This is a genomic window from Burkholderia sp. AU45274 (genome assembly GCF_030482505.1).
Classification (GTDB): domain Bacteria; phylum Pseudomonadota; class Gammaproteobacteria; order Burkholderiales; family Burkholderiaceae; genus Burkholderia.
This window is the reverse complement of sequence record NZ_JAUJQE010000017.1, coordinates 66,859-87,638: the sequence shown is the minus strand read 5'-3', so window position 1 is coordinate 87,638 and position 20,780 is coordinate 66,859. Positions and strand designations below refer to the sequence as shown.

19 protein-coding genes and 1 tRNA gene are annotated in these 20,780 nt (G+C 65.0%); 5 read left to right on the top strand and 15 right to left on the bottom strand.

The window, feature by feature from the left end; genetic code table 11:
- Positions 1 to 61 precede the first annotated feature (61 nt).
- Positions 62 to 1,270: a chromate transporter gene (locus QZM35_RS35195; protein ID WP_089426053.1), complete on the top strand. Its 1,209-nt coding sequence runs from the start codon at positions 62 to 64 to the stop codon at positions 1,268 to 1,270.
- A gap of 57 nt (positions 1,271 to 1,327) precedes the next feature.
- Here the strand turns inward: QZM35_RS35195 and QZM35_RS35190 are convergent, their stop codons facing one another.
- A complete protein-coding gene (locus QZM35_RS35190; RefSeq protein WP_089426630.1) occupies positions 1,328 to 1,774 on the bottom strand; it encodes a multidrug/biocide efflux PACE transporter in 447 nt (148 codons plus the stop codon).
- 114 nt (positions 1,775 to 1,888) lie between these two features.
- On the opposite strand from QZM35_RS35190, the gene QZM35_RS35185 reads away from it, so the two are divergent.
- Positions 1,889 to 2,773, top strand: a complete 885-nt coding sequence (locus QZM35_RS35185) for a LysR family transcriptional regulator (protein WP_089426054.1) — start codon at positions 1,889 to 1,891, stop codon at positions 2,771 to 2,773.
- 53 nt (positions 2,774 to 2,826) lie between these two features.
- Here QZM35_RS35185 and QZM35_RS35180 read toward each other — a convergent pair whose 3' ends face one another.
- From QZM35_RS35180 to QZM35_RS35160, 5 genes are all read right to left on the bottom strand, one after another.
- Complete coding sequence (locus tag QZM35_RS35180) at positions 2,827 to 3,285, bottom strand: CopD family protein (protein ID WP_069248551.1); 459 nt, start codon at positions 3,283 to 3,285, stop codon at positions 2,827 to 2,829.
- A 249-nt stretch (positions 3,286 to 3,534) separates the two neighbouring features.
- A complete protein-coding gene (gene parC, locus QZM35_RS35175; protein WP_301777643.1) occupies positions 3,535 to 5,856 on the bottom strand; it encodes a DNA topoisomerase IV subunit A in 2,322 nt (773 codons plus the stop codon).
- 69 nt (positions 5,857 to 5,925) lie between these two features.
- Complete coding sequence (parE, locus tag QZM35_RS35170) at positions 5,926 to 7,908, bottom strand: DNA topoisomerase IV subunit B (RefSeq protein ID WP_089426056.1); 1,983 nt, start codon at positions 7,906 to 7,908, stop codon at positions 5,926 to 5,928.
- 241 nt (positions 7,909 to 8,149) lie between these two features.
- Entirely contained in the window at positions 8,150 to 10,135 is a 1,986-nt protein-coding gene (locus tag QZM35_RS35165) for an ATP-binding cassette domain-containing protein (protein WP_174976244.1), read from the bottom strand.
- A 284-nt stretch (positions 10,136 to 10,419) separates the two neighbouring features.
- Positions 10,420 to 10,824 (bottom strand): DUF4399 domain-containing protein, encoded by a 405-nt coding sequence (locus QZM35_RS35160; RefSeq protein ID WP_089426058.1) that lies wholly within the window; start codon positions 10,822 to 10,824, stop codon positions 10,420 to 10,422.
- A 199-nt stretch (positions 10,825 to 11,023) separates the two neighbouring features.
- Here QZM35_RS35160 and QZM35_RS35155 point away from each other — a divergent pair, with 199 nt between their 5' ends.
- The 3 genes from QZM35_RS35155 (at position 11,024) to QZM35_RS35145 (ending at position 12,813) form a co-directional block, all read left to right on the top strand.
- Positions 11,024 to 11,206 carry a rubredoxin gene (locus QZM35_RS35155; RefSeq protein WP_006398668.1) on the top strand — a complete coding sequence of 61 codons (183 nt, stop codon included), beginning with the start codon at positions 11,024 to 11,026 and terminating at the stop codon, positions 11,204 to 11,206.
- A 154-nt stretch (positions 11,207 to 11,360) separates the two neighbouring features.
- Positions 11,361 to 11,435 (top strand) — tRNA-Arg (locus QZM35_RS35150).
- Between the two features lie 163 nt (positions 11,436 to 11,598).
- Positions 11,599 to 12,813 (top strand): integrase arm-type DNA-binding domain-containing protein, encoded by a 1,215-nt coding sequence (locus tag QZM35_RS35145; protein WP_301777642.1) that lies wholly within the window; start codon positions 11,599 to 11,601, stop codon positions 12,811 to 12,813.
- Between the two features lie 1,721 nt (positions 12,814 to 14,534).
- Here QZM35_RS35145 and QZM35_RS35140 read toward each other — a convergent pair.
- From QZM35_RS35140 to QZM35_RS35100, 9 genes are all read right to left on the bottom strand, one after another.
- Positions 14,535 to 17,396, bottom strand: coding sequence for a DUF927 domain-containing protein (locus tag QZM35_RS35140; RefSeq protein WP_301777641.1), 2,862 nt, complete (start codon positions 17,394 to 17,396; stop codon positions 14,535 to 14,537).
- Positions 17,397 to 17,523: 127 nt separating this feature from the next.
- Positions 17,524 to 17,850 (bottom strand): hypothetical protein, encoded by a 327-nt coding sequence (locus QZM35_RS35135; RefSeq protein WP_004556769.1) that lies wholly within the window; start codon positions 17,848 to 17,850, stop codon positions 17,524 to 17,526.
- A gap of 9 nt (positions 17,851 to 17,859) precedes the next feature.
- Positions 17,860 to 18,207, bottom strand: a complete 348-nt coding sequence (locus QZM35_RS35130) for a hypothetical protein (protein WP_011545898.1) — start codon at positions 18,205 to 18,207, stop codon at positions 17,860 to 17,862.
- Complete coding sequence (locus QZM35_RS35125; RefSeq protein WP_301777640.1) at positions 18,200 to 18,412, bottom strand: hypothetical protein; 213 nt, start codon at positions 18,410 to 18,412, stop codon at positions 18,200 to 18,202. Before QZM35_RS35125 ends, QZM35_RS35130 begins: the two co-directional genes overlap by 8 nt.
- Positions 18,405 to 18,707, bottom strand: a complete 303-nt coding sequence (locus tag QZM35_RS35120; RefSeq protein ID WP_049035714.1) for a hypothetical protein — start codon at positions 18,705 to 18,707, stop codon at positions 18,405 to 18,407. The genes QZM35_RS35125 and QZM35_RS35120 overlap by 8 nt, the downstream gene beginning before the upstream one ends.
- Positions 18,700 to 18,876, bottom strand: a complete 177-nt coding sequence (locus QZM35_RS35115; RefSeq protein WP_301777639.1) for a hypothetical protein — start codon at positions 18,874 to 18,876, stop codon at positions 18,700 to 18,702. The genes QZM35_RS35120 and QZM35_RS35115 overlap by 8 nt, the downstream gene beginning before the upstream one ends.
- Positions 18,877 to 19,240: 364 nt before the next feature.
- A complete protein-coding gene (locus QZM35_RS35110) occupies positions 19,241 to 19,525 on the bottom strand; it encodes a hypothetical protein (RefSeq protein ID WP_301777638.1) in 285 nt (94 codons plus the stop codon).
- Positions 19,525 to 19,788, bottom strand: coding sequence for an AlpA family transcriptional regulator (locus QZM35_RS35105; RefSeq protein WP_081052901.1), 264 nt, complete (start codon positions 19,786 to 19,788; stop codon positions 19,525 to 19,527). Before QZM35_RS35105 ends, QZM35_RS35110 begins: the two co-directional genes overlap by 1 nt.
- A gap of 137 nt (positions 19,789 to 19,925) precedes the next feature.
- The gene (locus tag QZM35_RS35100) at positions 19,926 to 20,438 is read right to left on the bottom strand and encodes a hypothetical protein (protein WP_059458612.1); all 513 of its coding nucleotides are present in this window, start codon (positions 20,436 to 20,438) and stop codon (positions 19,926 to 19,928) included.
- Positions 20,439 to 20,780: the final 342 nt, after the last annotated feature.

Sequence of the window (20,780 nt, the reverse complement as noted above, 5' to 3'; positions counted from 1 at the left end):
GTCGGCGGGCCGCCGGCATGGCCACACGCGAGAGATCGGGCCCCGCGCTCATACCACCAACATGACTACCGTCGAAATCGAAGCGACCGCTGATATCGAACAGGCGCAGGCGTCCCTGTGGGACCTGTTCAAGGTCGTCGCCAGCATTTCGGCGGTCTCGTGGGGCGGGCTGTCGATGATGGCGCAGCTCGAACGCCACTACGTGGAGCGGCTGAAGCGCATCGAGCCCAACGTCTTCGGCGACCTCGTCGCGCTGGCCTGGCTGGTGCCGGGCCCCGTCGGCTGCAACGTGGCGGTGCAGGTCGGCCAGATCCTGCATGGTCGCATCGGCGCATGGATCGCCGGCATCGCGAGCGTGCTGCCGTTCTCCATCCTGATGACGCTGTTCGCGATCTTCTATCGCACGCCGCTCGTGCGCTCGCTCGCCGCACCGATGCTGATCAATCACTTCGGGATGGTGCTCGCCGCGCTGATCGGCGTCACGTGGGTCAAGCAGCTGCGCTCGCTCGCGCGCACACGGCGCGAACAACTGATCGCCGCGCTGTCGACGATTCTGCTCGGTTTCGCACATAATCCGGCCGCCTTCGTCGGGATTCTCTTCGCCGCGTTCGCGGCCGGCTGGCTCACGGGGCCGCCGCAACGCGACGCGGTCGATTTCACGTTGTCGACCCGCGACCGCAACCTGCTCGTGCTGCTCGGCGTGCTCGTCACGCTGTTCGCGGTGCCGCTGCCCGGCGATTACCAGGCGACGCTGCTGTGGCCGCGTCTCGCCGGCGCCGGCATGACGCTGTTCGGCGGCGGCTTTTCCGCGCTGCCCGTGCTCAAGACGCTGTTCGTCACGCCCGCAACGGGCATCTCCGATCACGACTTCACACTGGCGTTCGCGCTGTCCCCTGTCGCGCCGGGGCCGCTGCTGAACGTCGTCCCGTTTCTCGGCTACCTGACCGACGGCTGGGTCGGCGCGCTGCTCGCGACGGCCGCGCTGTTCATTCCGTCGGGATGCCTCGTCGTGTTTGCGCAGAACCACCTGTCCCGGCTCAAGCGCCATTCGCGCTTCGAGCACGGGATGCGCCTGCTGCGTGCCGCGACCACGGGTTTTCTCGTCGTCGCCGTCGTGAGAATCCTGCACCGCGAACCCGTCGACCCCGTTTACTGGCTGACGGGCGCCTTCGCGACGCTGTGCTTCGCGCGCTTCAAGGTGCCCGTCTATGCCGTGTACGGCACGGTCGCGGTGGCTTGCGGCGTGTGGCTGCTGGCCGCCGCGCGCTGACGGGCGGCGACCACCGCCCCGCCGGGTTCTACCGGCATTCGCCCGTCCAGGCCCTCCTCAACCTGCCTGCATCGCGACCCGGCGTGCCATCCAGCGGGCGCGCAGCGCGTCGTAAGCGAGGTTGAAGCAGAACGTGTAAGGCAGGAAGAACAGCACGATGCCGAGGTCGAGCAGCAGCGCCTCGACGAGGCTCACGTTCAGCCACCACGCGGCGACCGGCACCACCATCGCGACGAGGCCGAGCTCGAACGTGACCGCATGCGCGATCCGCATGCCGAGCGTGCGGGTCAGCCCCGCGCGACGCTCGAAGCGGTCGAACAGCGTGTTGAACGCCATGTTCCACGCCATCGCGATCAGCGACACCATCACCGTCAGCACGCCGACGTGCGACACCGGCATGTCGAGCAGCCACGCGCCGATCGGCGCGCACAGCGCGATCGCGACCAGCTCGAACGTCAGCGCATGCAGCAGCCGTTCCGTCACCGTTTTGTTGACCTGTTTCATGATTCCCTCCGATTCGTCTACTTCGTACATGGCCGCCATTCTGATCGGCATAACCGTATGAATCCAGTTTGATATCATCGGTTTTACCGATATATCACCCACCAGGAGCGCCGCATGCGCCACGCCCCCGAAGCCCTGCTCGCCTTCGCCGAAGCCGCGTTGCTCGGCTCGTTCACGGCCGCCGCGCGCAAGCTCGGCAAGCGCCAGTCGACCGTGTCGGAGGCGATCGCGAACCTCGAGATCGATCTCGGCGTGCAGTTGTTCGACCGCTCGACGCGCGCACCGACGCTGACCGATGCCGGGCGTGCGCTGCTGCCGCAGGTGCAGCGCGCGCTCGAGGCCGGCGCGGCGATCGACCGGACGGCCGCGCGGCTCGCGCGTGGCGAGGAAGCGCGGCTGACGCTCGTCGTGTCCGATACGTACCAGTCGAAGCGCTACGAGGAAACGTTGATGGCGCTCGAACGGCGCTTTCCGGCGCTCGAGCTCGAATGCCAGATCGCCGAGCACGAAGACGTGCTCGACCTGATCCAGCAGGGGCGCGCGCAGTTGGGGCTGATGGCCGCGCGCGCGGCCTACCCGGCCGATATCGGCGCGGCGACGATTGCGGAGGAATCGGAAATCGGGCTGTTCGTCGGCCGCACGCACGCGCTCGCCGAATACGGCGACACCGACGTGCCGCACGCCGCGCTGCGCGACGTGCGCGAACTGCGCCTCAATACCTATGTGAAAACGGAAGGCCGCGGCGCCGACGACCGGATCGTCGTCGGCACGCAGCACTGGCTGGCGCCAAGCTACCTGATGCTGCTGGAGATGGCCGTGCTGGGGTTCGGCTGGGCCGAACTGCCGCGCTGGATGGTCGACCACTTCGCGCGCGATCGGCTGTGCGAACTGCGTGCGCGCGGCTGGCCGCGCCGTGTGCGGGTCGATGCGGTCTGGTCGCGCAACCGGCCGCTCGGACCGGTCGGCTCATGGCTGCTCGATGCGATGCTGGCCGCGTAGCGGCGCTTGCCGGCGCACCCGCGGCTGCGCGCGGGCCGGCCGGCTGCGGTCAATCAGAAACCGCGCGACAACACCGCCGCGCCGATCGTGACGACGCCGAGCACGAGGTTCACGAGCACGAGCAGGCGCACCGTATTCACCGCGCGCGCGCCGTCCGGCCACTTCTGCGCCTGCACCGCACGGCGGATGCGCGGGAACAGCGCGAACCGGATATGCCCGAAGATCAGCATCATCACGACGCCGAGCCCGGCCATCGCGTGCAGCGACCACGTCGCGTGCGCGCCGCCGAATTGCACGAGCAGGAAGCCGCCGGTCAGCAGGATCACGATCACGGAACCCGAGACCCAGTTGAAGAAGCGGCCGAACACGCCCTCGATCAGCGGCAACCGCAGCTGCGGCGACAGGTCGGACAGCGCCGGACGCAGGCAGAAGTTGGCGAAGACCATCCCGCCCACCCACACGGCGACGGCCAGCAGATGAAGAAACAGCGCGACGGAGACAGCATGGGACATGACGGCGATCCTGTGAGGAGTGGGGTGCGGCGAACGGCCGCGTCGTACGCGGCATCGAGCGACGTTCGACCGGATTGTCGCCGAGCGGTTCAGACCCCAGGCGCGATTTCACATTATTTTGCAAGTTCCGCGTGACAGCGCCACGCTTGCTTACCCGAATCCCCGTCAAAAAGAAAAGGCCGCACGTCCGCCGAAGCGGAGGTGCGGCCTTCGATCGCGGCTGAACCGGGCGATCGAACGTGCGTAGCGTCAGCCGAGCAGCGGACGCAGTTCGCTGACGACCTTGAGCTTCGTGTCCGGCGCGCGGCCCTTGCGGGCGCGCTTGCCGACGTGCGGCGCCAGCCCCGCATACGACAGCGTTTCGTCCATCGTCTTGCCGCCGCGGCCGGTGCCGATCAGCACGACGCCGGCCGGATCGATCGCGAGCGCCTGCACGAGCGTTTCCTTGTCGTCGAGCGCCATCAGGATCACACCGCGACCGCCGCCGGACAGCGTCTTCATCTCGTCCATCCCGAACACGAGCAGGCGGCCGCCGCTCGACAGGCACGCGGCCTGCGTCGCGTTCGGCAGCACCGGCATCGGCGCGAGCGGCGCCGCGCCCGCATCGATCGTCATGAACGCCTTGCCGGCCTTCACGCGGCTCACCATGTCGCCGACCTTCGCGAGGAAGCCGAAGCCGTTGCTCGACGCGAGCAGCAGTTGCTGGTCGGCCGGCGCCGCGTAGTAGTGCATCAGGTGCGAGCCCGACTCGAGCTCGATCAGCGACGTGACGGGCACGCCGTCGCCGCGCCCGCCCGGCAGCACCGACACGTCCACCGAGTACACGCGGCCGCTGCTGCCCCACGCGATCAGGCGATCCGGCGTGCGGCACTGGAACGCCGCGTACAGATGATCGCCGGCCTTGAACGAGAAGCTGGCCGGGTCGAGCCCGTGGCCCTTCAGCGCACGCACCCAGCCCTTCTGCGACACGACCACCGTGACCGGCTCGTCGACCACCTTCGCCTCGAAGGTCGCGCGCTTTTCCTGCTGGATCAGCGTGCGGCGATCGTCGCCGTACTGCTTCGCGTCGGCCTCGATCTCCTTGATCATCAGCCGCTTCATCGCGCTTTCGTTCGCGAGCAGTTCCTCGAGCTTCGCCTTTTCGTCGCGCAGCGCTTCGAGTTCCTTCTCGATCTTGATCTTCTCGAGCCGCGCGAGCTGGCGCAGCCGGATTTCGAGAATATCTTCCGCCTGCCGTTCGCTGAGCCCGAACGCGCTCATCAGCGCGGCCTTCGGCTCGTCCGACTCGCGGATGATGCGGATCACCTCGTCGATGTTCAGGAAGACGATCATCCGCCCTTCGAGGATGTGGATGCGGTCGTCGACCTTCGCGAGACGATGGCGGCACCGGCGCGTCATCGTCAGCTGGCGGAACTTCACCCACTCGTCGAGGATCGTCAGCAGGCCCTTCTGGCCCGGCCGGCCGTCGGCGCCGATCATCACGAGGTTCAGCGTCGCGTTCGACTCGAGGCTCGTGTACGCGAGGAGCGTGTTCACGAATTCCGTCTGGTCGATCGTGCGCGACTTCGGCTCGAACACGAGCCGCACCGCCGCTTCCTTGCCCGACTCGTCGCGCACCGCGTCGAGCAGGTCGAGCATCGCCTTCTTCGTGTTGAGCTGCTCGGGCGTCAGCGTCTTTTTGCCGAGCTTGAGCTTCGGGTTCGTCAGCTCCTCGATTTCCTCGAGCACCTTCTGGCCCGACGTGCTCGGCGGCAGCTCGGTCACGACGAGCTGCCACTGGCCGCGCGCGAGATCCTCGATCTTCCAGCGCGCGCGCACCTTCAGGCTGCCGCGGCCGGTTTCATAGGCCGCCGCGATTTCGGTGTCGCTCGAGATGATCTGCCCGCCGCCCGGGAAATCCGGGCCGGGAATCAGGTTCATCAGCTCCGCGTGCGAGAGCTTCGGATTGCGGATCAGCGCGACCGCCGCGCCCGCGACTTCACGCAGGTTGTGCGACGGGATTTCGGTCGCGAGACCGACCGCGATGCCCGACGCGCCGTTCAGCAGCACGAACGGCATGCGGCTCGGCAGCGTCTTCGGCTCCTCGAACGAGCCGTCGTAGTTCGGCATGAAGTCGACCGTGCCCTGGTCGATCTCGTCGAGCAGCAGCTTCGCGATCGGCGTGAGGCGGGCTTCGGTGTATCGCATCGCCGCCGCGCCGTCGCCGTCGCGCGAGCCGAAGTTGCCCTGCCCGTCGATCAGCGGGTAGCGCAGCGAGAAATCCTGCGCGAGACGCACCAGTGCATCGTATGCCGACTGGTCGCCGTGCGGGTGGTATTTACCGAGCACGTCGCCGACCACGCGCGCCGACTTCACCGGCTTCGCGTCCGGGCCGAGGCCCATTTCGTTCATCGCGTAGAGAATCCGGCGCTGCACCGGCTTCTGGCCGTCGCACACGTCGGGCAGCGCGCGGCTCTTCACGACGCTGACCGCGTAGCTGAGATACGCCTGCTCCGCGTAGTTGCCGAGCGTCAGCGCGTCGGCATCCGGTGCATCGGAGCTGGCGAAGAGATCGGAAGTGTTGTCGTCCATCTGAATTCCGTATTCGTAAGTGACGTAAGGCCGGGCCGGGCGTCATGCCCGGCCGCGCAGGTGTTCGGCTTAGATGTCCGCTTCGACGTCGTTGCCCTTTTCCTCGAGCCAGCCGCGTCGCGCGGCTGCCTCGCCCTTGCCCATCAGCATCGTCATGCGTGCGACGGTCGCCTCGTAGTCGAGCTCGCCGAGCTTCACCGGCATCAGGCGGCGCGTGTCGGGGTTCATCGTCGTATCCCACAGCTGCTCGGCGCTCATTTCACCGAGACCCTTGAAGCGGCTGATGCTCCATTGCGTCTCGCGCACACCGTCCTTGCGCAGCTTGTCGAGGATCGCCTCGAGTTCGCCTTCGTCGAGTGCATAAAGCTTCTGCGCGGCCTTCTTGCCGCGCGCGGGCGCGTCGACGCGGAACAGCGGCGGGCGCGCGACGCACACATGGCCGCGCTCGATCAGTTGCGGGAAATGCTTGAAGAACAGCGTGAGCAGCAGCACCTGGATGTGCGAACCGTCGACGTCCGCGTCCGACAGGATGCAGATCTTGCCGTAGCGCAGGTTCGACAGGTCGACGCTTTCATCCGGGCTGTGCGGATCGACGCCGATCGCGACCGAGATGTCGTGCACCTCGTTGTTCGCGAACAGGCGGTCGCGCTCGGTTTCCCACGTGTTCAGCACCTTGCCGCGCAGCGGCAGGATCGCCTGGTATTCCTTGTCGCGGCCCATCTTCGCGGAGCCGCCTGCCGAGTCACCCTCGACCAGGAACAGCTCGTTGCGCGCGATATCTTCCGTCTCGCAGTCGGTCAGCTTGCCGGGCAGCACCGCGACGCCCGAGCTCTTGCGCTTCTCGACCTTCTGGCCGGCGCGCGTGCGCGCCTGCGCCTGCTTGATCACGAGTTCGGCGAGTTTCTTGCCGTGCTCGACGTGCTGGTTCAGCCACAGCTCCAGCGCCGGACGCGAGAACGACGACACGAGCTTCACCGCGTCGCGGCTGTTCAGGCGTTCCTTGATCTGCCCCTGGAACTGCGGATCGAGCACCTTCGCGGACAGCACGAACGACACGCGCGCGAACACGTCTTCCGCGAGCAGCTTCACGCCCTTCGGCTGCAGGTTGTGCAGTTCGACGAAGCTTTTCACTGCCTGGTAGAGACCGTCGCGCAGGCCGGATTCGTGCGTGCCGCCGGCCGGCGTCGGGATCAGGTTCACGTACGACTCGCGCACGAGCGAGCCTTCCTCGCTCCATGCGACGACCCACGACGCGCCCTCGCCTTCGGCGAAGGTGTCGTCGCCCGAACGCGAATCGGCAAAGCGCTCGCCTTCGAACAGCGGGATCAGCAGCTCGCTGCCGTTCATTTCGTCGAGCAGGTAGCCGCGCAGGCCGTCTTCATACTTCCACGTCTGGCGCTCGCCCGACTTCTCGTTGACGAGCACGACCTCGACGCCCGGCAGCAGCACGGCCTTCGAGCGCAGCAGGCGCTGCAGTTCGCCGAGCGGCAGGTTCGGCGAATCGAAGTACTTCGGATTCGGCCACACCTGCACGCGCGTGCCGGATTTCTTCTCGCCGCGGCCCGCGCCCTGCGTCGCGAGCGGTTTCACCACGTCGCCTTCGGCGAAGCCGAGTTCCGCGATCTTGCCGTCGCGCCAGACCGTCACGTCGAGGCGTGTCGCCAGCGCGTTCGTCACCGACACGCCGACGCCGTGCAGGCCGCCCGAAAACGTGTAGGCGCCGCCCGCGGCCTTGTCGAACTTGCCGCCCGCGTGCAGGCGCGTGAATACGATCTCGACGACCGGCACGCCCTCTTCAGGGTGCATGCCGAACGGGATGCCGCGGCCGTCGTCCTCGACCGAGACCGACTGGTCGGCGTGCAGCGTGACCGTGATCTGCTTGCCGTAGCCGCCAAGCGCCTCGTCGGACGCGTTGTCGATGACTTCCTGGATGATGTGCAGCGGATTCTCGGTACGGGTGTACATGCCGGGCCGCTGCTTGACCGGCTCGAGACCCTTGAGCACCTTGATCGATGCTTCGCTATAGGCCGCGCTGGGTTTCTTCGTTGACATAGGCGCTGAATTTCGTCATTCATCGGGACGTTGTCCACACCTCGTGTGGATAACGTCGTGGACAAAACGTTGAGTTCCGTAAAAAAGCGAATCGAAACAACGGTGTGCTTGGACTGCTCCGAAAGCGGGCGCGCGGCGTGCGCTGCGCTGCCCGGGACGCGCGGTATTTTACTGGTTCCGCGTGGCACGCCAATCGCGGAATCGCGCGCGGCGGCCGCCGGCCGCGCGACGCGTCTGCGTTTTACGCGGGCTTGCGCTTCGCCTCGAGCGTTTCCCACCGCTCGAGCGCTTCGAGCAATTCGTCGTCGATCGCCGCGAACCGCTCGGTCAGGCGCGTGCCTTCCTGCGGATCCTTCGCGAAAATCGAGCCGTCTTCGAGCCGCGCATTGATCGTCTTCTGCTCCTCTTCCAGCGCCGCGATCTTCTCCGGCAGCGAATCGAGCTCGCGCTGCTCGTTGAACGACAGCTTCACCGTGCGTTGCGTGTTGCGGCCCGCGGCGCTTTTCGCCGCCTCTTCCTTGACGGGCGCGGCTTCCTTGACCGCACGCTTCGCGGCTTCCTGCTGCGCGAGCTGATCGGCCCGCGCGCTCTGGATCTGCCAGTCGCTGAAGCCGCCCACGTATTCGCGCCACTTGCCGTCGCCCTCGGCCGCGATCACCGACGTCACGACGTTGTCGAGGAACGCGCGATCGTGGCTGACGAGCAGCACCGTGCCGTCGTAGTCGGCCAGCAGCTCCTCGAGCAGTTCGAGCGTCTGGATGTCGAGGTCGTTGGTCGGTTCGTCGAGTACCAGCACGTTGGCCGGACGCGCGAACAGGCGCGCGAGCAGCAGCCGGTTGCGCTCGCCGCCCGACAGCGACTTCACCGGCGAACGCGCGCGTTCCGGCGCGAACAGGAAATCGCCGAGATAGCTCATCACGTGCTTGCGCACGCCGCCGATCTCGACCCATTCGCTGCCGGGGCTGATGGTATCCGCGAGGCTCTTCTCCTGGTCGAGCTGTGCACGCATCTGGTCGAAATAGGCGACCTGCAGGTTGGTGCCGATGCGCACCGTGCCTTCGTCGGGCTTCAGTTCGCCGAGAATCAGCTTGAGCAGCGTCGTCTTGCCGGCGCCGTTCGGGCCGATGAAGCCGATCTTGTCGCCGCGCATCACCGTCGTCGAGAAACGATCGACGACCGCGCGGCCGCCGTAGCGCTTCGTCACGTCGGTCAGCTCCGCGACGATCTTGCCGGACTTCTCGCCCTGCGCGACATCCAGCTTCACGTTGCCCAGCGTGTTGCGGCGCTCCGCGCGCTCGTTGCGCATCTGCACGAGCCGCGCGATGCGGCCGACGCTGCGGGTGCGGCGCGCTTCGACGCCCTTGCGGATCCACACTTCTTCCTGCGCGAGCAACTTGTCGAACTTCTCGTTTTCCACGCGCTCGATTTCGAGCTGCTGTGCCTTGCGCGTCTGGTACGCGGAGAAATTGCCCGGGTACGACAGCAGGCGGCCGCGATCGAGATCGACGATGCGCGTCGCGACGCGGTCGAGGAACGCGCGATCGTGCGTGATGAACAGCAGGCCGGCGCGCTGCGCGACGAGCAGTTCTTCCAGCCAGCGGATGCCGTCGAAGTCGAGGTGGTTGGTCGGTTCGTCGAGCAGCAGCACGTCGGGCTGCAGCACCAGCGCGCGCGCCAGCGCGACACGCTTCTGCATCCCGCCCGACAACGCGTCGACGGGAGCATCGACGTCCGCCAGGCCGATCTGCGCGAGCGTCATCGACACGCGCGTGCGCCAGCTCCACGCGTCGTGCGCATCGAGCGACGACTGCAGCACGTTCATCCGCGCGAGCAGCGCATCGTGCTCGGCCCCTTCGGGTATATCGGCGAGGCGGTGCGCGATCGAATCATATTCTTCGAGCAGTTCGCGCGTGTGCGCGAGCCCCGATGCGACTGCCTCGAACACCGTCGCGCCCGGCTCGAATTCGGGCTCCTGCGGCACGTAGACGGTCACGAGTTCCTGCTGGCGCGTGACCAGCCCGTCGTCGGGCTTCGCGAGCCCGGCGACGATCTTCAGCAGCGACGACTTGCCCGCACCGTTGCGGCCGATCAGGCCGACGCGCTCGCCGGCTTCCAGCGAGAAATCCGCGTGATCGAGCAACGCGACGTGACCGAACGCGAGCTGCGCACCGGAAATGGAATAGAGCGACATGGGGAGACGGCGAAGAGAGAAATCGGAAGCGCCCATTGTACCGGTCGCGGGCGGCGTTGCCGGTATGGCCGGACGGATAAGGCCGGCAAACGGGTTGGGAGGCGGGTTGGAACGTGCGTTTGGCGGCAGGCAGGCGGGGCGTCGATCGAAGCGCATCGACGCAATGCGCTTCGCTGGCACGCGCCGGGCGCGCCCGGCTTCCGTTCGCGGAACGCCGGGCGTGCGTTCCGGGCAAAACGCCTGCGTCGGCCGGATGCTGCGGCCGTCCGATCGACCATTTCGCGCCGGACGCCCTGGGCGTCCGTACGCGGCACGTGCAATTACTTCACGTTGACCGTGATCGTCGAGCTCAATTCGGGGCCGTACGAGCGGTGCATGCCGTCGCCCAACTGCAGCGTCAGCGTGTGCTGGCCGGGCGGCAGCTTGATGTCGGTCTCGGTCTGCGCCTTGCCGAAGTGCAGCGAACGTTCGCTCGCGGGGATCACGTCGCCCTTCGGAATCGGCCGGCCGTCGATCAGCAGGTGATGATGGCCAGTGTTCGGCGTGTTGTCGCCGGCCGGTCGAAGCTCCATTCCTTCGAGCCCGAACTTCACGTGCACCGGGTTCGACACCGTCGCGCCCTCGCTCGGCGCTTCGAAATACACGCGCGCCTCGGCCCGCGCCATCGTCGACACGGCCATCGCCGCCACGCATACCGCACCTGCGATCCACTTTCTGTTCAGCATCGCATTCTCCTTATGATTGGACAGCCTCGGAAGCATACACCGCACGCACGGCAGGCGTGTTTCGGTTGCGTTGTTCGCGATGCGTACGTTTAAAACGACGTTGCGGAGCCGTTCGACGAAATTCCGGTACCATTGCGCCTTTCGTCCGCCGGCCACGCCGCGGACGGCATCACCGGATTTCCATTTTCCCGAGCGCTACATGAGCGAAGTAACCGAATACCAGAGCTGGGTCTGCCTGATTTGCGGGTGGGTCTACAACGAAGCGGAAGGGCTGCCCGACGAAGGCATCGCGCCCGGCACCCGCTTCGCCGACATTCCCGCCGACTGGCGCTGCCCGCTGTGCGATGTGGGCAAGGAAGATTTCGTCGTCGTCGATTTCTGATTCGCTGACACTCTGATTTCCGATCGCGGGTGATGACGCGATCACGCGCGTCGGCATGCATTCCGCCCCGCCGACGCGCCACGCGTTTGCTATACTCTGCGCGCTGTCCACACCGCCGTCCGGTTCGCGTTTTTTGCGTTCCCTGGACATGGCTCTCCCCGTAGTTCAATGGATAGAACAAGCGCCTCCTAAGCGCTAGATACAGGTTCGATTCCTGTCGGGGGGACCAGCCAAGCCCCAAACCATCCCCGAGATTCACAAGAAACTCCCCGCTCAAGCCCGTCTGGCGGCCCTCTCGCGCCCATCGTTACCCAACGTTGCTCAGTGACAGCCGGAGAAAGTGTTGGTATTTTTGTTGGTATCAGCAGATACCAACAACACAGATACCAACAATGCCTCTCACTGACGTGCAGGTACGGAACGCGAAGGCCAGCGCGGCCCCGTACAAACTCACGGACGGCAACGGGATGTTCTTGCTCGTCCAACCGAATGGCGCGAAGTACTGGCGCTTGTCCTACCGCTTCCTTGGCAAGCAGAAGACGCTCGCCCTCGGCGTCTATCCGGCCGTCACGCTCGCGACGGCACGGAAGAAGCGCGACGAGGCACGCGAGCAGATCGCGGCCGGCGTCGATCCCGGCGAAGCGAAGAAGGATGCGAAACGGGCCGCCGAAATCGCGGCGGCAAACTCGTTCGAAGCGGTAGCGCGCGAGTGGTACGACTCGCAGCGTCCAGGCTGGAGCGACGGCTACGCAGAGAAGGTGCTGAATTCGCTTGAAGTCGATGTATTCCCGAAGATCGGCCCTCGCCCGATCGCGGAGATCGACTCGCCGCAGATGCTCAGCATCGTTCGCGAGGTTGAAGCGCGCGGGGTGCGCGAGACAGCGAAGCGGATTCTTCAGCGCTCTCGCGCGGTCTTCCAGTACGGGATCATGACCGGGCGATGCTCCAGGAATCCGGCGGCCGACATCGATGCGCAGACGGTCTTGAAGAAGGGCCCCGGCGTGCAGCACATGGCCCGCGTCAAGGCGACGGAGATTCCGCAGCTCATGCGCGACATCGATGCTTATCAAGGCGACCTAGTCACTCGGCTCGCGCTCCGCCTGATGGCACTGACCTTCGTGCGGACAACGGAAATGATCCGTGCGGAGTGGTCAGAGTTTGACGAAGCCGCCGCAGAATGGCGCGTACCGCCGGAGCGCATGAAGATGCGCGACCCTCACATCGTGCCACTATCACGGCAAGCTCTCGACGTGCTCGCCCAGCTCCGCGCGCTCAACGGCCAGCATCGCTTTGTGTTCTACAGTGTGCAAGGCCGAAGCCACATATCGAACAACACCATGCTTTACGCGCTCTATCGCATGGGCTACAAGTCGCGAATGACCGGGCACGGGTTTCGCGGGCTTGCGGCCACGGCTCTGCGTGAACTTGGCTTCGGCCGGGACGTTGTAGAGCGCCAGATGGCACACGCCGAACGCAATCAAGTGACGGCCGCTTACGTCCATGCCGAGTATCTGCCGGAACGCAGACGAATGATGCAGGTATGGGGCGATCATCTCGACCACCTTAAGGCGCGGGCCGAGATAGTCCATATCGCGTCAGCCCGATAGCGAGTCCGCGCCCTCGCGACCGCAGAGGGTTAGCCGCGCGTTAAATTTTGATTGGAGGAACGGCGTAATCTAGGGCGACGTCGCCGTTCACAATCCGCGCGAGTACACCAATTATTTTCTCGTAGCCGAGGAACTGCACTTCGCAGGACGATGGGGTACCCCGGAGCAGCATCCCAGCGAACCACAGTTTTCCCTCGTACGCATGATCTGCCAACACCTGAAAAACCGGTGCCCCGCTCATTCCATCAAACGACTCTATCTGGCTCGCGCAGTGGACTCGGAGTCGGTGCATCTCGGCAGTCTTGCAACGGCCTAGGTACTCTGCGTCCATTAGCATCGCGCTAGAGATGATGGACTCGCATTCCGTATCGCAATCGAATTTCCGTAAGTGCGTCGGATATCCTTGGGTAGCAAAGATTGAACCCCCGTCAAAAGCCGGCGGCGCACCTATGTCGGGCAAGGTATAGGGGAGATAATCTCCGAACAGCGATGTGTCCAACCGCGCGCCGTCGGCTTCATGAACGACGAAATCGTACTGATCCGTATCGGACGCGTTGCCACCGTGAATAACGTACCAGCGCGATGTCACAATAACTTCTGGTGCGTTTGGGTGATACTGGACGCGGGTGTCAGCGAGACTAAAGTTGGCCCCTGCATGACGGCTCGTTATTGCAAATACCTTATCGAAATAGCGGACGACGAAACCCGACCCGCAAACCGAAAACGGATAGCTAGGGTGCCCGGTCCGAAATAGTATCGGTCGAGCGCAGCGGAACATAGACGCTGACACTACAGGTTTGGCCATCGCTGCCTCCCCGAAATTTGGAAAGCTATTCTGATCGAGCGAGATCCGCTCAGCAATACAGGTAGCTACCGCAGGCCAACGACGAGTCGTTAGCGACGACCAGGCCGAGTGGACAGTTTTCAGAGGACCGAATTTCAGGCGATGAACGCGAATGCCCGTTGATGGAACGTCGGGCGACGTATCGCGCTCTCCGAAAATCTACGGCGGTGCTCCACTGCGTTACCGGGACGCAATGCCGAGAAACATTACCAACATCTCGTCAGGGCGGGCCCGCAGACGGCAGGCGCTCGGTCGTTACCGTCGCTGCATGTTTATGACCCCCTTCCGTGCGTTTCCCATCAGTAAATCGGAAACAGCCTAGCCATTGGGTAATTGAATGATTTGTCCCTTTATTATTATGTGGCCCCCCTATACCCGCCGTCAGTAGAGAAAATACGCGGGTGTGAGCCCCCGCGTCTTTGCCCTAGACGCAGGGTCCCCAGCTTTCCGGCCGCCCTGACACTTGCAGCAGGCGCAACAATGCCCGATCGGGGCGCATCGCGGACACCCCCCTCAAAAACGCGTTGGCGACGCACCTCAAATCCCGGAGAGCCGTGCCCCGTCTGGCTTCGCGATCGATACAGGCGATCGACGCCTGTCCGCTCAGTGCAAAACGAGTTGGAGATTTGGAGATAAACGCCTGAATCGGCCGCAAAGCCTTATGGAGTAAGGCTTCGTGTGTCTCCAAACGATTTGGAGAACGCTGGAGATACTGGAGATAAACCGGGCTGGATTGTTACGGCTGCGGCAAGATTCACGGCCAGCGCCCGCCCAGTTCCATCTGGTGCACATCGCTCAAAGTAACTCTGACGCACGGGCCAAAAATGCCGCGCAAAGGAACGCCCGCCACCGCCCTCCCGGACGGCGGCGGTGCATTTCACAGCTCAAGCGTGAAGATGGACGGCAGCACGCGATAGACCATGAACTTGCCGTGACCGGGGATGTACTCCTGCCGGTACGGATAGCCGTCACTACGCGGCATCAGCACGCCACGCTTCATCAATGCCTTGGCGACGATCTTGTGATCGAAGCCGGCGCACACGTCCTTGCGAAACACGGCCGCTTCGATCAGGTATTCCGTCTCGACGCTTTCCGCATCGTCGGCGCTCATCTTGCCGCCGAACTCGGCGTAGTACTCGCGATCGGATGCGATGGGCGTGCGGCGCTCGTCGCGCTTCACGTGCTGCTTGAAGCCCGCTCGATGCGGCACGTTCGGCCGATGGTCGTCCTGCGCCCGGTTCATCCACACGAAACGGTTGTCGCCGTGTGCGGCGAGGAAATGCTGTACCTGCCGCACGGCTTCGGCCTCGTCCGAATTGCCGGTGCCGCCGCGCAGTTCGAGCCAGCCTTCGAAGCAGCGACGCGCGGCCTCGACCGCTTCGCCCTGCGGCCAGCCGGTCAGCCCGTGCGCCGTCGCCAGCTCGCCGGCCACCGCAACGAGGCAGAACCGCTTGGCGACGCGCGCGACCTGCGAATGCGAACCGTCCGGCACCCATTGCCCGACCAGCTCGTCGACGCGCATGCGCAGATGCTCGGCCAGCTCGCCGGCCTGCGACGACGCCCATTCGATGAACGCGGGGCCGGCCGTGCCGTAGTGCATGCCTGCGTGCCGCTCTAGATGCTCGATCAGCGCGGCCGGCGTCGGGAAGCCGTGCAGCTTCTCCACGACGCCCATTTCGCCGACCTCGGCCGGGATCGCGGGCAAGCGCACCTCGATACCGCCTTTCATGGGCTTGTTGCCCTCGGCCATCAGCGCGGACACGCTCTTTTCGCCGTTCGACAGGAACAGCAGCCGCCACGTGAGAACCGGCTTTGCCGAGCCGCTACGCGACGCGCGGGCCTTGCCCGACTCGTTCGCAAGCATGTAGATCACATCGCCGACCAAGCGCGGCTCGACCTGCCCGATTTCGTCGAGGATCAGCAGCGCGTCGCTATGCTGCGTGGCCACGGCTTCGAGCGCGTTGTCGGTCGCCTTCCAGCTCCGCACATAGTCCGGCGAGCCGAACACGGACGCGGCGATGACGCCGCCCGTCGACTTGCCCTTGGACGTCGTGCCGAGCAAGTGAAAGCCGCCCGACTGGAGCCCGGAGAAGTGCAGCAGCGGACCAGCGAAGGCGGTAGCGACGCAGAACAGTAGCCGGCTATTGCCGACGCAGTAGGCCGCGACCTCGCGCTGCCAGTCGTCCAGCGTGCCGCGCTCCTTGAATTGGCTTTGGATCGGCGTGTCTGCCTGATAGATCAGCGCCTCCTTACCCGTCCCGATCACGCGATCGGGCAGCACGAACGCGCCGTGATGCCAGCCGACACGCGGCACGCAGCGCACGCGCTCGTCCGGCTGCGCCATCTGCACATAGTTCGCGATCTGCGTGCGGGCGATCTGCGTCACGCCGAGCTTCACGCCCATATCGAGCAGCATGCGGCGCAGCTCCGTGCCGTCGCCGGCAAAGAGCCCCGCCGGCACCGCCCACCGTTTCAGGATGCCGTCGCGGTCCGTGAATTCAAGCAGGTAGCCCCACTCGCTGTTCATCTCGTTTCGCGTCTCCGCGATCACGTCGATACGCGTGCTGACCCAATGCGGCGGCAGTGGGTCGCCCTGATTGTTGAAGCCGTGAAACCACACGCCCTTGTCATCAACGACGAACCGCGACTTGCCATCCTGCGCGCGGGCCGTTTTGGGGCGCTTGGCGGGCTTCGCGGCGGCTGGAGCGACCTTGCCCTTGTCGACGTCGGTCGAGCCGGCCGGTGCGAGCGCAGCGCGCACGGCAGCGGCCACCGCATCCGGGCCGACGTGCGCAGCCAGGTCGTTGAAGTCGGTCCCGTTCGTCGGGCGGTTCGAACCGAAGTCGGGCACGGCCACGATGCCGGCGACGGCCTCGGCCGCCGCGCGGGCCTTCGTCACACCCGGATTGCCCTTCGTCGTGTGGTCGTCATCGGCGCATACGACAATGCGGGCGTCCGGATACTGGCCGCGCAGCGCCGTTGCGACCGCGTGCAGGTTGCCGGCGTCGAACGCGACGGCGGCAGGATAGCCGGTCGCGGCCGCGAGCGTCGCGCACGTGGCGTAACCCTCGCCAATCAGCAGCGTGGCCGGAGCGGAAGATAGCGGGCCGCCGATCAACGAGAAGCAGCCCGCCTTGCGGCCGTTCGGCAGATAGCGTTTCTGGCCGTCCGTCAGGACGAACTCCAGCGTCCACAGCTTGCCGTCCGCGTCACGCGCCGGGATGACGAGTGCGCCGTCGCACGCGGCCGTGCCGATGCACAAGCCGCCGCGATAGACGCGTAGCGCGTCGACCGGGATGCGCTTGCGAACGAGGTACGGGTGATCGGCCGGCGCGGGCTCGGCCGCCGACCAGATGGATTCAGCGAGCGCCGACGCGGCTTGCTGTTTCTCGGTCAGTTCGGCCAGCTCGGTCGCTTCGCGTGCCGCGCGCTCGGCCTTCTGCCGCTCGCGCTCCGCTGGATCGATCGGCTTTGCTCGATGCGCGCGCGGATCGAAGCCGCCAACCTTGGCGAGGTGAAACAGCGTGTTGATGGTGATCTTGCCGCCCTTGAACGACTTCCACACATCGCGCGCGTCCTTGCCGTTGTAGTTCTGCGCGCCTTGGCTCCATTCGTTCCAGAGGGCGAAGCCCTCCTCGCCAAACTCGGCCTTGAGCGCCATCCCCACCTGACGCCACGTGTCGCGGTCGTCGGGCGGAACATAACCGAGCGCGACTCTCGCCCGCTCGAATTCGGACATGGGTGCGTTACTCATAGGTTCCCACTGGACGCGCGTCGGTCGACTTTCGATTAGTAGTCCATATCGGGCAAGCAGCTACCCGACGCGCGAAGAATTGAATGATTCGACGATGCCTAGCGGCGGAACGTCAGCCGGCCGCGCGAGGCACCGACAGAACCGCACCGCCCGCCGTGACGTCGTTGCTGTAGACGTAGCGGCCGAGCCGCGACTCGCCAAGGGCGTCGTTGGCTGCCTCCAGCGCTGCGCCGATCGACGGCAGGGACGCGCGGAACAGGCTCAGCACAAGCCAGTAGTCGTCGTCGGACATGGCCTTGTCGGCCGCCCAATGCAGGCTGTCCAGCAGCTCCATGGCGTCACTGATCCGCGTGCCGATGCGGTTACGGTCGGGCCGGTTCACCTCGGCCACGAAGTGCGACGCGAGCGGTTGCACGGCGTTCTTGTTCGTCTTTGCCATGACCGCCCCTCAGTGCGTCGTGCGCGGTTCGCGCGTGACGAGCCCGAGCGCCGCAAACAGATGCTGCTGCACGCGCCCCATCAGGCCGGCCGCGAACGCTTGGCGGCTGATCGTGACGCGATGCGCGTCGACGTCGCCCGCGTCCTGCATGGCGGATTCCATGCCGCGTGCGAACGCGGCGGCTTGATGCGCCGCGTAGTCGTGCAGGCGCACGTCGCCTTTCAGGTCGAGCCACGCGTCGGCGCAGATCGCGCCCAGGTCGACGGCGAATTGCAGCTCAATCGGAGCGCCCGTATCCAGCGGCGGTGCGTTGTCGAATCCATTGATAACCGCGGTTCGGATGCGCTGGTCAGTCATGGCACACCTCCGGCTGCGCAGTGCGGCGCATTTCAGCCGAATAGCGGCTCGCAACGCTTTGCCCCATGTCGACGAGCGCTCGCTCGTAGGTGCCCTCAGCAAGATGCGAACGGACAGCATCGAACAGGGCTTCGAGCTGGGCGAACTGATGGGCCGCACACGTGGCGATCATCGTGACTTCGTTCGGCAGGCGGAATTTAGACATGGCGCACCTCCAGAATCGACGCGAGGAGTTGCCCAACGTCGATCGTGCAATCCAGCTCCGCTTCGCCGCGAATAGGGGTGAGGTTCCAGTCATGGACGGCTGCATGCATGAAGTCGCCAGACCGGCGACCGCAGACGCTACGCCCCGAGACGGGGCCGCCCAAGATCCGCACGCGCCAATCGTGATCGGGCGTCGGGCGAGCCGATGCCACCTCGACCAGCATACCGATGCGTGAACGTGCATCGCACTTCGTGACGATCGCCAGATCGCCGATCTTGCAGCGCAGCTCAGCCATGACGCACCTCCGCGCGGACGAGCGCGGCGATCGCGGCCAGTGCCGCGCCGGTTGCATCGAGCGCGTCTTGATACGTGCTTGCGGTTGCCGCGTCGCGCAGTGCTGTGCGGACAATCGATTGAATGAGGTGGGATTGCTGCCCGGTACGGGCGTGCGACAACTGGCGCATTGGGTGCGACCTCCGTTTTCGTGGTAACGAACCCGGCTCCCAACGCCAATTGGGGTGGCCGGGCACATGGCGGAGTTGGCGTACCGGCGAAAACGGAAACCGGCGTGCCCGAAGGCACCCCCGCCAAGGCCCGACCATTGAAGGCGTGCGTTGACGCGCGGACGAAAAAATACCGCCAGATGGCGGTCGTCCGCCGTTTTCAGATTCCGGACGCCAATCCGGGCCGCTGCTGTCTCAGCGACAGACACAGGATACTGCGCACTGCCGCGATTCGCAAATCGAGGACGGGACGGACCAGCGGCAGCAGCGTGACGCGCTCGGCTTCCCGCGCATCTCACCACGGCAAAGTAACTTTGATGCGGCGTCATGCCGGGGCCTTCGGGTCGAGCATGAATACGGCGTGCTTGAGAAGTTCGACGGCACGCTTGGCACGCGATGGCATGCGTTCGGCGTCACGTTCGAACACAGTCGCAGCCGCCGCGATCCAACAAGCTGCCTCGCGCCGGGCTTCATCAACGCAGCGCCCGAGCGCGGCTGCGAACCGCTGACGCTGACGCTCCAACTCACTCGCGTAGAATGCCGCGTCGGCGTCTCGTTTGGCTTCTCGCGCTGCTGCACGCGCGTTCGTAACATTCACGCTGTTCGTCATCACGCGCCCTCCGTCACTTCGCTCGCCACGTCGGCAGTGCGATAGGTCAACGGGTCGGCCATCCAGCGATGAATCTCTCTGTTCGACCAGACGGTGCAACGCTGCGTCAAACGACGTGCACGCGGAAACCGCCCTTCCAATTCGCGTTGCCGAACGGTCTCACGGGACAACGGAACAAAGGGACGCAGGTCACTCCAACGCGAAAAGCCGTCAAGCGGCAGTCCGATCGGGGCCTGTGATGCGAATGTGTTGCTTGCAGACATTTGTGCTCCCTGAGCGTAGCTGTGCCACCATCGGCACAACCGGGAGCTTGAAGGACCAAACGCGACCGACGTATCGACAATCGCGTTTAGCATCATTCAAAACAAGACTATCGGTGCGTCAATCGCGTTTTATCAATTCACGTGGCAAGCCAAGCCCGTTTCAGCTTGCGCACGTGATCAGCCGTGACGCCGAAGCGAGCCGCAATATCTGAGCAAACATTGCGCCCCTGAAAGTCCTCACCGCTACGCCGACGCCTGTTAAATTCTTCGACGATCTTTGTATTCTTTGCACCAGCAAGCCGTGCAGCCTGAGCCGGTTTGATCGCCTTTTGCCTCTCGCGCATGGCCTGATCTTGCCGCTCTCGTTGTTCAGCTTGGAGCTGCGCCAAATGCGCCTGCGACATGTCGCGCTCTTCAGCATGCTCGGCAAGCTGATCATGCAAAGCATTAATTCGTTCGAGCAGTGCAGATTCCGTTTCACGACGCGCGTACAGCACCACGCCTTCCAACGTACGGCTATTAAACAACTCATGCTTCATCAGCTCTTGCGCCGTGCGCAGATCATCCTCGTCAATGCACTTGACGAGCAGGCCGGCCAGCAAGGCCATCGCCTCCCCAACCGGAACATCGCGTGGAATGATGTCTTGCATCCGCCCGAATGGGCTTTCACCGCCGTCCGCAGCAAAAGGTTGAGACGCTCGGTGTTTCGCGTCGACGGCGGCGAAAGAAAGAATGCTTCTTCTCACACATTGCCTCGAGCGCCGTGAGCGAAAACCGGCGCGTGGTTTGTGCTTGAGAGCGGAACTAGGTGTCTTTGTACGTAGCAATCGCGCACCCTTCTGTGCGGCCTTCACGAAGAACGTCGAGCCGGCCGGTGAAGGTGTCCGGTTTTCAGGTGGCCGCCCTAGGCTCGACGGGCGTTATTTTCTCACGACCTGCGACGCGAACCGATGGGTATCTCAAGTTTGAACCTGCATAACCTGCTGTTCAGC

What these genes read in the sequence shown, in the direction of transcription:
- QZM35_RS35125 (WP_301777640.1), bottom strand. Translation starts at nt 18,412, where the DNA reads ATGTCTAAATTCCGCCTGCCGAACGAAGTCACGATGATCGCCACGTGT.
- QZM35_RS35165 (WP_174976244.1), bottom strand. Translation starts at nt 10,135, where the DNA reads ATGGGCGCTTCCGATTTCTCTCTTCGCCGTCTCCCCATGTCGCTCTAT.
- parC (WP_301777643.1), bottom strand. Translation starts at nt 5,856, where the DNA reads ATGGACGACAACACTTCCGATCTCTTCGCCAGCTCCGATGCACCGGAT.
- QZM35_RS35145 (WP_301777642.1), top strand. Translation starts at nt 11,599, where the DNA reads ATGCCTCTCACTGACGTGCAGGTACGGAACGCGAAGGCCAGCGCGGCC.
- QZM35_RS35135 (WP_004556769.1), bottom strand. Translation starts at nt 17,850, where the DNA reads ATGGCAAAGACGAACAAGAACGCCGTGCAACCGCTCGCGTCGCACTTC.
- QZM35_RS35195 (WP_089426053.1), top strand. Translation starts at nt 62, where the DNA reads ATGACTACCGTCGAAATCGAAGCGACCGCTGATATCGAACAGGCGCAG.
- parE (WP_089426056.1), bottom strand. Translation starts at nt 7,908, where the DNA reads ATGTCAACGAAGAAACCCAGCGCGGCCTATAGCGAAGCATCGATCAAG.
- QZM35_RS35190 (WP_089426630.1), bottom strand. Translation starts at nt 1,774, where the DNA reads ATGAAACAGGTCAACAAAACGGTGACGGAACGGCTGCTGCATGCGCTG.
- QZM35_RS35110 (WP_301777638.1), bottom strand. Translation starts at nt 19,525, where the DNA reads ATGACGAACAGCGTGAATGTTACGAACGCGCGTGCAGCAGCGCGAGAA.
- QZM35_RS35180 (WP_069248551.1), bottom strand. Translation starts at nt 3,285, where the DNA reads ATGTCCCATGCTGTCTCCGTCGCGCTGTTTCTTCATCTGCTGGCCGTC.
- QZM35_RS35155 (WP_006398668.1), top strand. Translation starts at nt 11,024, where the DNA reads ATGAGCGAAGTAACCGAATACCAGAGCTGGGTCTGCCTGATTTGCGGG.
- QZM35_RS35115 (WP_301777639.1), bottom strand. Translation starts at nt 18,876, where the DNA reads ATGCGCCAGTTGTCGCACGCCCGTACCGGGCAGCAATCCCACCTCATT.
- QZM35_RS35105 (WP_081052901.1), bottom strand. Translation starts at nt 19,788, where the DNA reads ATGTCTGCAAGCAACACATTCGCATCACAGGCCCCGATCGGACTGCCG.
- QZM35_RS35140 (WP_301777641.1), bottom strand. Translation starts at nt 17,396, where the DNA reads ATGTCCGAATTCGAGCGGGCGAGAGTCGCGCTCGGTTATGTTCCGCCC.
- QZM35_RS35160 (WP_089426058.1), bottom strand. Translation starts at nt 10,824, where the DNA reads ATGCTGAACAGAAAGTGGATCGCAGGTGCGGTATGCGTGGCGGCGATG.
- QZM35_RS35130 (WP_011545898.1), bottom strand. Translation starts at nt 18,207, where the DNA reads ATGACTGACCAGCGCATCCGAACCGCGGTTATCAATGGATTCGACAAC.
- QZM35_RS35120 (WP_049035714.1), bottom strand. Translation starts at nt 18,707, where the DNA reads ATGGCTGAGCTGCGCTGCAAGATCGGCGATCTGGCGATCGTCACGAAG.
- QZM35_RS35185 (WP_089426054.1), top strand. Translation starts at nt 1,889, where the DNA reads ATGCGCCACGCCCCCGAAGCCCTGCTCGCCTTCGCCGAAGCCGCGTTG.
- QZM35_RS35100 (WP_059458612.1), bottom strand. Translation starts at nt 20,438, where the DNA reads ATGCAAGACATCATTCCACGCGATGTTCCGGTTGGGGAGGCGATGGCC.